The sequence below is a fragment of the Xanthomonas sp. NCPPB 2250 genome, from assembly GCF_056725265.1.
This window is the reverse complement of record NZ_CM161520.1, coordinates 4,442,764-4,455,765: the sequence shown is the minus strand read 5'-3', so window position 1 is coordinate 4,455,765 and position 13,002 is coordinate 4,442,764. Positions and strand designations below refer to the sequence as shown.

The following is a 13,002-nucleotide window of genomic DNA, read 5'->3' as shown; positions in this document are numbered from 1 at the left end:
CTTTCGCCCTACGGGCGAGTCACTTTTCTTTGCTTGTGCAAAGAAAAGTAACCAAAAGAAAGCACACCCCGCAGCGCGCCCTGCGCGCTACGCGCTCCGGGTCCGCAGCCACGACGGGCATTTTTCGACGGCACATCCATGTGCCGGCGAAAAACGACGCGCATCCTGCGCGCCGCCCTTCGGGTATTCGCCCGCCGTGGCTGCCGCGCTGAGGGGGTCGGTAAAGCAAAAAGCAATAGCAATAGCAATAGCAGGAGCCAGAGCAGGTCTGGCGATGCGGTGGCGACTGCAATGACTGCTTTTGCGAAGGGCGACAACGGCGCCGCAACGCAGCGAGCGCATAATCGGCGGATGATCATCGACTCGCTGCTGGACACCGACCTCTACAAGTTCACCATGATGCAGGCGGTGCTGCATCAGCATCCCGGTGCACAGGTGGAATACCGCTTCAAGTGCCGCACCCCGGGCATCGACCTGGCGCAGTACCTGCCGCAGATCTCGGCGGAGATCGACGCGCTGTGTGCGCTGCGCTTCCGTGAGGACGAGCTGGACTACCTGCGCGCGATGCGGTTCATTAAGCCGGACTTCGTCGATTTCCTGGCGCTGTTCCACCTGGACCGCAAGTACCTGCAACTGCAGGCCTCGGCCAGCGTGCCCGGGGAGATCGAGCTGCATATCCGTGGGCCGTGGCTGCACACCATCCTGTTCGAGGTGCCGCTGCTGGCGATCGTCAACGAGGTGTGGTTCCGCCATGCCGGCGGCGCCGACCATGCCGAAGGCCTGCGCCGGCTGCAGGCCAAGATCGCGCTGCTGCGCGACACCCCGGGCTACGACAACTGCGCCATCGCCGACTACGGCACCCGCCGCCGCTACTCGCGCGCCTGGCACGGCGAACTGCTGCCGGTGCTGCAGCAGACCCTGGGCAAGCAGTTCGTCGGCACCAGCAACGTGTACTTCGCCCGCCGCTACGGGCTGACCCCGCTGGGCACGATGGCGCACGAATACCTGCAGGCGTTCCAGGCGCTGGGGCCGCGGCTGCGCGATTCGCAGGCGGCGGCGCTGGAGTCGTGGGCGCGCGAGTACCGTGGCGATCTCGGCATCGCGCTGTCGGACGTGGTCGGCCTGGATGCGTTCCTGCGCGATTTCGATCTGTACTTCTGCAAGCTGTTCGACGGCATGCGCCACGATTCCGGCGATCCGTTCGAATGGGGCGAGCGGGTGCTAGCGCACCTGCAGCGGCATCGGGTGGATCCGCGCAGCAAGATCCTGGTGTTCAGCGATGGCCTGGACATCGACAAGGTGATGCGGCTGTACACGCATTTCCGCGACCGCTGCATGCTGGCGTTCGGCGTCGGCACGCACCTGACCAACGATCTGGGCCTGGTGCCGCTGCAGATCGTGATCAAGATGGTCCGCTGCAACGGCCAGCCGGTGGCCAAGCTCAGCGACTCGCCCGGCAAGACGCTGTGCGACGCCCCGGCCTATCTGGCCTACCTGCGGCAGGTGTTCCAGGTGCCGGCCGAGGAGCGGCACTGAGTCTGGGGCGGCCCTGCCGGTGCCGACCCAGCGCCGGTCCCGGAGCGGGTGGGCAAGGGTCGCAGTTCGGCGCATCAGGACTTTGCGGTGAAGAAAGAGTGAGATACACTGCATCGCAAAGTGAGAACTGTGTCGCAATAGTGACGGCCGGTAACGGTCGGCCCGGGGCGCCACACCCGCTACGCCGTTGTCGTTCCGTCCCTGCCCAGAGACTTCCTCGATGAGCGCTCACGCGTTGCAGACCCATTACCGCACCCATGCCTGTTCGCGGCAGTGGCGCGGCTTTCTGCGCGCGCTGGCCGAGGAGTTCGCCGCGGAGCTGGGCGCCGAGGACCTGGCCCTGCTGATGGCGCGCATCGGCCGTCGCTTCGCCGCCGAACACCCGGTCGGCGCCTGCACCACCCTGCAGGAGCTGGAGGACGCGGTGAACCGCGTCTGGGACCGGCTGGAGTGGGGCTATGCGCGCTTCGAGGAGCACGCCGACCGCGTCGAACTGCTGCACGCCGGCTCGCCGCTGCACATCGGCCTGGCCGGGCAGGCCGGCGGCGCCGACGGCTTCCTGGAAGGGGTGTATCAGGCATGGTTCGTGCAGGTAGGGATGTCGGCCGGCCTGGGCGTGCGTGCGTTGTCGTCCGGACACGAAGACCTGCGCCGCTTCGTGCTGGCCAGGGCCGGCTGAGCGCGGCGGCAGCGACCGACTATTTTCAGATCGTCATGAGGGGCGTCATGTCCAAGAAGTCCAAGCAGACGGGTGCCGAAACCGGCGACGACGTCTCCAGCCTGTTCGCCAAGCTCGGCAGCAGTGGCGCCACCGCCTACCAGGATTTTTCCGCCGACCGGCTCAGCGCCGCGGAGCCGCCCGCCGCCTCTCCGCCGCCTGCGGCTCCCGCACCGGCGCCGGTGCTGTCGGTGGTGCGCGCCGCGGTCGAGACCAGGCCGGCCGCGCCGTCGCCGGCTGCGCCATTGCCGATGGCGCCCGCCGCACCGGCGGCGCCTGTGTCGGCCGCCTTCACCGGCACCGCGACCGGCACGCCGTTGCAGCAGCTGTTCCAGCGCCTGCTCGAGGTCGGCCGCGAGGCCGCGGTGCCGGCGCCGGGCGGCCCGCTCAAGCGCTTTTTGAATCGTTGATGCCATGCGGCGCCTGCGGGCGCCGCACCTGTTTGCTGTCGCCGCGCGGTGGGGAAGACCGCGCGCCGACCTCCTCCCCCTTTGTTAGGAATCGCCGATGAGCGCTGCCTCCGCGTCGCATGCCGCGCGCCCGCTGCATGTTCTGGCCAACTGGTCGCTGTGGCTGCTGGGCGCCGTGTTGCTGGTCTTCGTCGTCGCCATCCCGATGGATGTGCCGCAGCAACTGCTGTTCTCGCTGGTGGTGTTCGCCGCGGCCATGCTGCTGCGGCGCAGCGGCAGCCGCCTGGCGATCCTGGTGATGATGGCGCTGTCGCTGGCGGTGTCCTCGCGCTACATCTGGTGGCGCCTGACCCAGACCGTGGGCATGAGCAGCCCGGTCGACCTGAGCCTGGGCCTGGGCCTGCTGCTGGCCGAACTGTATGCGTTCGTGATCCTGGCGCTGGGCTACTTCCAGGTGCTGTGGCCGCTGAACCGGCGGCCGCTGCCGCTGCCGGCCGACCAGCGCGAATGGCCCAGCGTCGACCTGTTCATTCCCACCTACAACGAACCGCTGTCGGTGGTGCGCTCGACCATCCTCGCCGCCAGCGTGATGGACTGGCCGGCCGACAAGCTCAACATCTACCTGCTCGACGACGGCCGCCGCGAGGAGTTCCGCGCGTTCTGCGCGCAGGTCGGCATCCACTACGTCACCCGCACCAACAACCTCCACGCCAAGGCCGGCAACATCAACGCGGCGCTGAAGAAGTCCAGCGGCGAGTACGTGGCGATCTTCGACTGCGACCACATCCCCACGCGCTCGTTCCTGCAGGTGGCGATGGGCTGGTTCCTGCGCGACGCCAAGCTGGCGGTGGTGCAGATGCCGCACTACTTCTTCTCCGCCGATCCGTTCGAGCGCAATCTCGGCAACCACGGCAAGGTGCCCAACGAGGGCGAGCTGTTCTACGGCCTGCTGCAGGACGGCAACGACCAGTGGGACGCCACCTTCTTCTGCGGCTCGTGCACGGTGATCAAGCGCAAGCCGCTGGAGGAAGTGGGCGGGGTGGCGGTGGAGACCGTCACCGAGGACGCGCACACCGCGCTCAAGCTGCACCGCCGCGGCTACCGCAGCGCCTACATCGCGGTGCCGCAGGCCGCCGGCCTGGCCACCGAGAGCCTGTCCGGCCACGTCGCCCAGCGCATCCGCTGGGCGCGCGGCATGGCGCAGATCGCGCGGCTGGACAACCCGCTGCTGGGCAAGGGCCTGCGCCTGTCGCAGCGGCTGTGCTACGCCAATGCGATGCTGCACTTTTTCTACGGGCTGCCGCGCATCGTCTACCTGACCGCGCCGCTGGCGTTCCTGTTCTTCGGCGCGCACGTGATCCATGCCTCGGCGCTGATGATCCTGGCCTATGCGCTGCCGCACATCCTGCAGGCCAACCTGACCAACCTGCGGACTCAGGGCAAGTTCCGCCACCTGCTGTGGAACGAGGTCTACGAGACCACCCTGGCCTGGTACATCCTGCGCCCGACGCTGGTGGCGCTGTTCAATCCCAAGCTCGGCAAGTTCAACGTCACCCCCAAGGGTGGCCTGGTGCCGCGCAGCTACTTCGACGGGCAGATCGCCAAGCCCTACCTGTTCCTGCTGGTGCTGAACCTGGCCGGCCTGGCTGCGGGCGTGATGCGCCTGCTCAGCGTGCAGCCCGGCGGCGAGGCGCAGACGATCTGGTTCAACCTGGCGTGGACCGCCTACAACGTGCTGTTGCTCGGCGCCACCATCGCCACCGCCAGCGAGATGCGCCAGGTGCGCCGCTCGCACCGCGTGCCGCTGGATATCCCGGCCACTCTGCACCTGGCCGATGGCCGCGAACTGGCCTGCCGCACGGTCAACTTCTCCACCGGCGGCATGGCGCTGCGCCTGCTCGAGCCGGTGCCGGTGGAGCCGGACCTGCCGGTGGAGATCGCGCTGCCGCAGCGCGGCAGCTCCAAGCGCCTGCCGGCGATGGTGCGCCACGACCGCGACGGCGAAATCAGCATCCAGTTCCGGCCGATGTCGATCGAGCAGGAGCGCTGGCTGGTGGCCTGCACCTTCGCCCGTGCCGACATCTGGGTGTCGCAGTGGGGCCGCCATGACCGCGACCGCTTCTGGGTGTCGCTGGGCCGCGTGTTCGCGGCCAGCATGCGCGGCTTCAAGCGCCTCGGCCAGCACGTCGCCAGCAGCGCGCGCAGCGGCTGGCGCGGCCGCACCGCCGGCGAGGAGGCTGCGCCGTGATCCGCCGTCCCGCTGTGCTGCGTTCCTTCCTTTCTTTCCCTTCTTTCCGGTTGCCGTCGATGCGTCTACCCGCCCTGGCTGCATGCTGTCTCACGGTCCTGTCCGGCCTCGCCCTGGCCCAGGAGCCGACCCTTCCCGCCACCGCACCGGCGCCGGCCGCCGCCGCGACCGCCACGCCACTGCCGTCTCCGGCCGAACGCGAGCGCTCGGCCACGCTCAAGCAACTCGGCGTGGACTACGAGATGACCCTGCGCGGCATCCAGGGCAGCGCCGGCATCGCCTTCAGCACCCGCACCGACGAAGTGGTGCAGGCGGCGAATCTGCACCTGGTCTACAGCTACTCGCCGGCGCTGCTGCCGGACCTGTCGCACCTGAAGGTCAGCGTCAACGGCGTCACCGTGGCGACCCTGCCGGTCAGCCGCGAGAACGCCGGCAAGCTGCAGCAGAGCGACGTGCCGATCGATCCGCGCCTGATCAGCGACTACAACCGGCTCAACCTGCAGCTGATCGGCCACTACACCCGCGATTGCGAGGACCCGGACCACACCAGCCTGTGGGCCAACATCGATCCGTCCACGCGTCTGTCGCTGACCGCCACCCCGCTGGTGCTGCGCAACGACCTGGCGCTGCTGCCGGTGCCGTTCTACGACAAGCGCGATACGCGCCGCCTGGAACTGCCGTTCGTGTTCCCGCAGCGCCCGGACCTGGCCACGCTGCGCAGCGCCGGCATCGTCGCCTCCTGGTTCGGTGCGCAGGCCGGCTACCGCGGCGCGTCGTTCGGCGTGGCCATCGGCGACGTGCCGGCCACCGGCAACGCGGTGCTGTTCGCCACCGCCGCCACCCTGCCGGCGGAACTGGCCGCGACCCAGGCCGGCCTGAGCGAGATCGCCGGCCCGACCCTGGCGATGATCACCAACCCGCGCGATGCCACCGGCAAGCTGCTGCTGGTGCTGGGCCGCGACGACAACGACCTGCGGCAGGCCGCCACCGCGCTGAGCCTGGGCACGCCGTTCAACGGCCCGGTGGCGCGCATCGGCGAACTCAAGCCGGCGCAGCCGCGCAAGCCCTACGACGCGCCCAACTGGATCTCCGGCGACACGCCGGTGCGCTTCGGCGATCTGGTCGCGCAGACCGCGCAGTTGAACGTCAGTGGCTACCACCCCGACCTGATCCGGGTCGGCCTGCAGCTGCCGCCGGATCTGTTCGTGTGGCAGCGCGACGGCATCCCGGTCAATCTGCGGTATCGCTACACGGTGCCGGAAACGCAGAACAAGTCGGCGCTCAACGTCAGCATCAACGATGCCTTCGTCACCACGCTGCCGCTCAACGGCCACGCCTATGCCGAGTCGTTGCCGCTGCGCTGGTGGCACGAACTCTCGCCCAAGGGGGCGATGCCGGTGGAGCAGAAACTGCTGCTGCCGACCGGGCCGTTCTCGGCCAACAGCCAGCTGCGCTTCCACTTCTTCTTCGACCGCCCGCAGGCGGAAGCGTGCAAGAACACCTTCCCCGATGTGTCCGGCGCGATCGACGCCGATTCCAGCGTGGACCTGCGCTCGTTCCATCACTACATGGCGATGCCGAACCTGGCCGCGTTCGGCAATGCCGGCTTCCCGTTCACGCGCCTGGCCGACCTGTCCGAGTCCACCGTGGTGGTGCCGGACGAGATCGGCGACCAGGACATGGCCAACCTGCTGACCCTGCTCGGCCGGCTCGGCGCGTCCACCGGCTACCCGGCGCTGCGGGTGACCCTGATCCACGCCGCCGAGGTCGACAAGCACGCCGACAGCGACCTGCTGGTGTTCGGCAGCCTGCGCTCGCAACCGCTGTTCCAGCGCTGGAGCGCGGCGCTGCCGATCGGCGACGGCGCCAGCGGGCGGCGCTTTGCGATGAGCGACTGGGTGCTGGACAAGCTGCCCGGCTTCCTGTCGTTCGATGCGCGCCGCACCGACCTGCCGACCACCGCCGAGGTGGCGGTGAAGCCGGCGCCCGGCGACGTGGTGCTGATGGGCTTCCAGTCGCCGCTGAAGGCCGGACGCAGCGTGGTCGCGCTGCTGGCCGAGGACCCGGCCAGCGTCGAGGACTTCTTCGACGCCTGGCTGGAGCCGGCCACGCTGAAGGACTTCCAGGGCAGCGTGGTGCTGCTGCAGAAGGGCAAGGTGCGCAGTCTGGCCGGCAACCAGACCTACTATGTCGGCCACCTGCCGCTGCCGACCTGGGCGCGCTGGTACTTCTCGCAGCATCCGCTGCTGCTGGGCCTGGCGGTGGTGCTGCTGAGCGTGTTGCTGGCGCTGGCCGCGCGCGTGGTGCTGCGCCGGCATTCGGCGGCGCGGCTGCAGGCAGGGCAGTGAACGGACACACCGGCCAACGCCGGCGCCTGCTCGGCGGCCTGCTTGCCGCCGCTGCGGCGACGCTGCTGCCGCCGGCGCGCGCCGCGCTGGCGGCGGCGCCGGCCTGCGCGCCGTGGCGCGAGTGGACCGCGTTCGTCGGCAAGCACCTCGATGCCAGCGGACGGGTGATCGATTTCCAGCACGCCGACCAGCGCAGCACCTCCGAAGGCCAGTCCTACGCGCTGTTCTTCGCGCTGGTGGCCAACGACCAGGTGCTGTTCGAGCGCGTGCTCGGCTGGACCCGGCACAACCTGTGCGGCGGCCGCCCGCAGCAGGTGTTGCCGGCCTGGCTGTGGGGCCGCGCCAGCGACGGCAGCTGGCGCGTGCTCGACGGCAACAGCGCCAGCGACGCCGACCTGTGGATCGCCTACGTGCTGCTGGAGGCCGGGCGCCTGTGGCAACGGCCCGGCTACACCCAGGCCGGCCTGCAGATGCTGGCGCTGGTGCGACGCACCGAGCTGGCCGAGCTGCCCGGGTTCGGCAGCATGCTGCTGCCGGCGGCCAAGGGTTTCGTCGCGCCGCAGCGCTGGACGCTCAACCCCAGCTACCTGCCGCTGCAGTTGCTGCGGCGCTTCGCCGCGGTCGATCCGAAGGGGCCGTGGGCCGGCCTGGCCACGCGCAGCGCACGGATGCTGCGCGACAGCGCACCGGTCGGCTTCGCGCCGGACTGGACCGCCTGGGACGGCCGCGCGTTCGGCGTCGACCCGGACAAGGGCGCGATCGGCAGCTACGACGCCATCCGCGTGTACTTGTGGGCCGGCATGCTCGATGCCGCCGATCCGCTGCGCAAGGCGCTGCTCGACGACCTCTCCGGTCCGCTGCAGCAACTGCGCGCGCAGGGCCGCCTCGACGAGAAGATCGACACCCGCCAGGGCGTCGGCAGCGGCCAGGCGCCGCCCGGCTTCGCCGCGGCCCTGCTGCCGTACCTGAGCGCGTTGCGCGAACCGGCGCTGCTCAAGGCGCAGGCGCAACGCATTCCCGCGCCCGGCGACGCCGCCGCGGCGCGGCTTCCCTACTACGACCGGGTGCTGATCCTGTTCGGACGCGCCTGGCTCGACAACCGCTACCGCTTTTCCGCAGACGGCGCGCTGCAGCCCGCCTGGAGAACCCAATGCTCCGCATGAACCTCAAACCCCTGTACCTGGCCGGCATGATCGATCTGTGCCTGCTCGCCGGCAGCGCGCACGCGCAGAACGCCGACGCCACCCAGCAACTGGTCAGCCAGGGCAACTACTGGCACGACCAGGGCCGCGACGACCTCGCCGCCGATGCCTGGCGCAAGCTGCTGCGGGTCGACCCGAACCAGCCCGACGCACTGCTCGGCCTGGCCCAGATCGATCTGGCGCAGGGCCGCCAGACCGACGCGCGCAAGCGCCTGGCGCAATTGCAGAAGGCGCATCCGCAGGCGCCGCAGACCCAGCGCCTGGCCATGTCGATCGGCGGCACCGGCGACAACGTCGACCTGCGCAACGCGCGCCGCGCCGCCGCCGCCGGCCGTTACGTGGACGCGGTGCGCGCCTACCAGGCGCTGTTCGACGGCAAGGGCCCGCCGGACTCGCTGGCGCTGGAGTACTACCAGGCGCTGGCCGGCACCCCGCAGGGCTGGGACGGCGCACGCGACGGCCTGCGCCGCCTGGCCGCCGCGCAGCCGGACAACACCGCCGCGGCGCTGGCGCTGGCGCAGGTGCAGACCTACCGCGAACCGTCGCGGCGCGAGGGCATCGCCCAGCTTGCCGCGCTGAGCAAGCGCGCCGATGTCGCCGGTCCCGCGCGTGCCGGCTGGCGCCAGGCGCTGCTGTGGCTCAATGCCGGCCCCGCCGATGCGCCGCTGTACCAGGCGTTCCTGGCCGCCAATCCGAACGATGCCGAGGTCGCCAAGAAGGCCGCGCAACTGCAGGAGCGCCGCGCGCAAGGCGGCGGCGATCCGGCCGGCGAACAGCTGGGCGACGGCTTCAAGGCGCTCAACGCCGGCAACCTGGCGCTGGCCGAACAGCGCTTCGCGCAGGTGCTGCGCGCGCGTCCGCGCGATGCCGAGGCGCTCGGCGGGCTGGGCTCGGTGCGGCTGCGCCAGCAGCGCTTCGGCGAAGCGCAGGAACTGCTGCGCCCGGCGGCGGCCGCCAACGGCAAGTGGCGCAGCGCGCTGGACAGCGCGCGCTACTGGCTGCAACTGCAGCAGGCGCAGGCCGCACGCACCCGCGGCGACACCGACGCTGCGCTGCGCCTGGTCCAGCAGGCGGTCAAGCTCAAGCCCGAGGAGGCCGCCGGCTACGCGTTGCTCGGCGACCTGCAGTCGGCCAGCGATGCCGCCGCCGCCGAAAAGAGCTACCGCGAGGCGCTGCGCCTGCATGCCGACGACGCCGGCGCGCTGCAGGGCCTGATCGCCCTGTACAGCCGCCAGGGCCGCGCCAACGAGGCCAATGCGCTGTTCGCCAGGCTCAGCCCGGCGCAGCGCCAGCAGGCCGGCGGCGAGTCCGCGCTGAAAGCCAACCTGCAGCGCGCCCGCGCGCAGCAGGCGCTGGAGGCCGGCGACACCGTCACCGCGCAGAGCGAGCTGGAGAAGGCGATGGTCGACAACCCGGGCGATCCGTGGGTGCGGCTGGACCTGGCGCGCCTGTACCAGCAGGCCGGGCGTCCGGACCAGGCGCGCAGCGTCATGGACGGCCTGCTCGCGGTGCACGGCGACATGCCCGAGGCGCTGTACGCCAATGCGCTGCTGGCGCAGGAACGCGGCGACTGGGCCAGCGCCTACGCCAGCCTGGAACGCATCCCGGCCAATGCCCGCACCGCCGAGATGAGCGCGCTGCGCAACACCGCCTGGGTCGAACAGCAGGCGGCCACGGCACGCCTGCTGCAGCAGCAGGGCCGCGGCGGCGAAGCGCAGTTGCTGCTGGGCCGCACCGAGGCCGCGCTGGGCGACGCGCTGGAACAGCCGGCACTGCTGGCGGCGATGGCAGGCGCCTATGCCGACATCGGCAGCAACCAGCGCGCGCTGACCCTGGCGCAGCGCCTGGTCGCGCAGAACCCCTCCACCGAGGCGCGCCTGCAATACGCCGGCGTGCTGCTGCGCGCGCACCAGGACGCGGAACTGGCCGCGACCCTGCGCCAGCTGCGCGACAGCGAGATGAGCGCCGAGCAGCAGCGCCGCTACCAGGCGCTGCGCAGCGGCTACGTGTTGCGCCAGGTCGATGCCCTGCGCGAACTCGGCAACCTCGAAGCCGCCTACGACGCGCTGGCGCCGCTGCTGGCGCAGCAGAACCAGGATCCGCAGGCGGTGGCCGCGCTGGCGCGGCTGTACGCCGCCGCCGGCGACCAGCGCCAGGCGCTGGTGCTGTACCAGCAGCAACTGCAGCAGTCGCCCAACGACCTGGATACCTTGATCGCCGCGGCCAATACCGCCGCCGCGCTGCGCGACCTGCACAGCGCCGAGGACTACCTGCAGCGCGCGCTGGCGCAGGCGCCGGATTCGCCGCAGGTGCTCGGCGCCGCCGGTCGCGTGTATCGCAGCGCCGGCAAGAACCGCAAGGCCGAGAGCTACTTCCGTGCCGCACTGGCGGCGCAGGCGCGCGAATCGGGCCAGTACGACAACGGCCTGCCGGCCGCCAACGGCCCGGCGTCCTACGCCGCCGCCGGGCGCCCGCTCAATCCGTTCGCCGGCATGAACGGACGCATGCCGCGCAGCGCCGCGGTGGTGTCCGACCGCCTCGGCGGCGGCGTGCCGAGCCCGGCCTACGCGGCGTCCGCGCTGCCGGCGTCCGCGCCAGCCGTGGCCGCCGGCGACGACCTGCCGCCGCCGGCCAGCGCCATCGCCGTCGGCGTGGCCCTGGCCGCGTTGCCGGTGCCGGGCCAGCGCAGCACCGCCCGCAGCGTGCCGCGCGACCTGCCCGACGACGGACTGCTGGTCGCGGCGCCGCGCGCGTCCCTGCGCCAGCCGGCCGCGCCGGCCAGCGCCGGCGGCGGTTCAACCGTGCTCGACGAGCTGCGCGAGGTGCAGGCCGAGAACAGCGACAGCCTCGCCACCGGCGCCAGCTACCGCGCCCGCGACGGCGAAGCCGGCCTGGGCCGGCTGCGCGATCTGGAAGTGCCGCTGCACGGCGAGTTCGCGGTGGGCGAGGGCAAGCTGCAGGTCGACGTCACCCCGACCCTGCTCGACGCCGGCACGCTCGGCACCGGCTACGCCACCGCCAGCCGTTTCGGCGCCGGCCCGGCCGCGGCGATGGGCGATGCCCTGGCCGCCGACCGCACGCCGATCGACAGCCTGGTCGGCAGCGACCTGTACCAACTGCTGCTCACCGAAGGCAACAGCAACGCCACCCGCAACGCGCTGCGCACCTACGCGGTCAACACCGGGCTGTACAACAAGCTGTTCAACGACACCGACCCGGCGCTGACCAACGCGCAGCGCGAGGCGGCGGCGCTGCAGGCGCTGTACGCCGAGCCGCTGTCGGCGTTCCTGCTCGGCAACACCGCCGCCGACACCGCGATCGGCACGCTGGCCAGCGCCATCCTCGGCGACGCCTCGCGCAGCGCCGACCTCAGCGCCGCCGACATCGCCCGCTTCCGCAACCTCGCCGTCAACCCCACCGCCGCGGCGCTGACCCCGGCCGGCTTCAGCCAAGCGCTGTACACCATGGCCGCCAACGGCAACGGGGCGCGGCGCATGGACCAGGACGCGCGCGGCGTCGGCATGGCGGTGACCTACAAGAACGGCGGCTTCAGCGCCGACCTGGGCAGCACCCCGGTCGGCTTCCCCGAGCGCCGCATCGTCGGTGGCGTCGGTTACCGCGGCCAGGCCGGCGACAATCTCACCTATTCCGGCCAGGTGTTCCGCCGCGCGGTCAGCGACAGCCTGCTGTCCTTCGGCGGTGTCGACGACGGTCGCGCCGGACTCGGCTGGGGCGGCGTGACCAGCAACGGCCTGCGCCTGTCGGCCACCCTGGACAACGGCCTGCTCGGCGGCTACGCCAGCGTCAGTGCCGACCGCCTGGTCGGCCGCAACGTCGCCAGCAACGACCACCGTCAGGTCGACCTGGGCGTGTACGTGCACGCGCTGGACACCGAGAACCAGTCGCTGACCGCCGGCCTCAACCTGACCGCGATGCAGTACGACAAGAACCTGGGCGGCTACACCTATGGCCAGGGCGGCTATTTCAGCCCGCAGGACTACGTGGACCTGGGCTTCCCGGTGCACTGGAGCGGCCGCACCGCCGGGCGCACGGTCAACTGGAGCGTGGACGCCAGCGTCGGCGTGCAGCATTTCCGCAGCGACGACAGCCCGTACTTCCCGACCAGCGCGCAGATGCAGCAGGCCGCCTACGATGCCGCCTCGCTGGCCGCGCTGCTGGGCCTGACCGACCGCTACGTCGCGCCGGTCTATGCCGGGCAGAGCAAGACCGGCATGTCCTACAACATCGCCGGCGCGGCCGAATGGCAGATCGCCCCGCAACTGTTCCTGGGCGGCCGCCTGCTGTTCAACAACGCCCGCGACTACACCCAGTTCAGCACCAACCTCTACGTGCGCTTCGTGCTCGACCGGCTCGGCGCCGGCCTCGGCCGCCGCCCGCAGGTGCTGGCCTCGCCGTACGTGCCGGAGTAGGGCGCGGCAGGCGCGCTGCTCCCGTCGTAGGAGCGGCTTCAGCCGCGACAGGTTTCATGGGAACACCTGTCGCGGCTGAAGCCGCTCCTACGACGTTGTGTCGGCGCTTT

General features: G+C 71.2%; 7 protein-coding genes. All 7 read left to right on the top strand.

What is annotated here, in order from left to right; all coding sequences use genetic code 11:
- Positions 1 to 351: 351 nt before the first annotated feature.
- The 7 genes from pncB to AC1PMG_RS18105 all read left to right on the top strand — a co-directional run bounded on the left by pncB (position 352) and on the right by AC1PMG_RS18105 (position 12,892).
- On the top strand, positions 352 to 1,536 hold the full coding sequence (gene pncB, locus AC1PMG_RS18135; RefSeq protein WP_481109761.1) for a nicotinate phosphoribosyltransferase: 1,185 nt from the start codon (positions 352 to 354) through the stop codon (positions 1,534 to 1,536).
- 220 nt (positions 1,537 to 1,756) lie between these two features.
- Positions 1,757 to 2,215 carry a cellulose biosynthesis protein BcsD gene (gene bcsD, locus AC1PMG_RS18130; protein ID WP_342073035.1) on the top strand — a complete coding sequence of 153 codons (459 nt, stop codon included), beginning with the start codon at positions 1,757 to 1,759 and terminating at the stop codon, positions 2,213 to 2,215.
- A 47-nt stretch (positions 2,216 to 2,262) separates the two neighbouring features.
- Entirely contained in the window at positions 2,263 to 2,664 is a 402-nt protein-coding gene (locus AC1PMG_RS18125; RefSeq protein ID WP_481109760.1) for a hypothetical protein, read from the top strand.
- A gap of 97 nt (positions 2,665 to 2,761) precedes the next feature.
- Positions 2,762 to 4,912, top strand: a complete 2,151-nt coding sequence (gene bcsA / locus AC1PMG_RS18120; RefSeq protein WP_342073037.1) for a UDP-forming cellulose synthase catalytic subunit — start codon at positions 2,762 to 2,764, stop codon at positions 4,910 to 4,912.
- Positions 4,913 to 4,971: 59 nt separating this feature from the next.
- Positions 4,972 to 7,260, top strand: coding sequence for a cellulose biosynthesis cyclic di-GMP-binding regulatory protein BcsB (gene bcsB, locus AC1PMG_RS18115; RefSeq protein WP_481109759.1), 2,289 nt, complete (start codon positions 4,972 to 4,974; stop codon positions 7,258 to 7,260).
- Positions 7,257 to 8,423: a cellulose synthase complex periplasmic endoglucanase BcsZ gene (gene bcsZ / locus AC1PMG_RS18110; RefSeq protein WP_481109758.1), complete on the top strand. Its 1,167-nt coding sequence runs from the start codon at positions 7,257 to 7,259 to the stop codon at positions 8,421 to 8,423. Before bcsB ends, bcsZ begins: the two co-directional genes overlap by 4 nt.
- Positions 8,411 to 12,892 carry a cellulose synthase subunit BcsC-related outer membrane protein gene (locus AC1PMG_RS18105; RefSeq protein WP_481109757.1) on the top strand — a complete coding sequence of 1,494 codons (4,482 nt, stop codon included), beginning with the start codon at positions 8,411 to 8,413 and terminating at the stop codon, positions 12,890 to 12,892. The genes bcsZ and AC1PMG_RS18105 overlap by 13 nt, the downstream gene beginning before the upstream one ends.
- Positions 12,893 to 13,002: the final 110 nt, after the last annotated feature.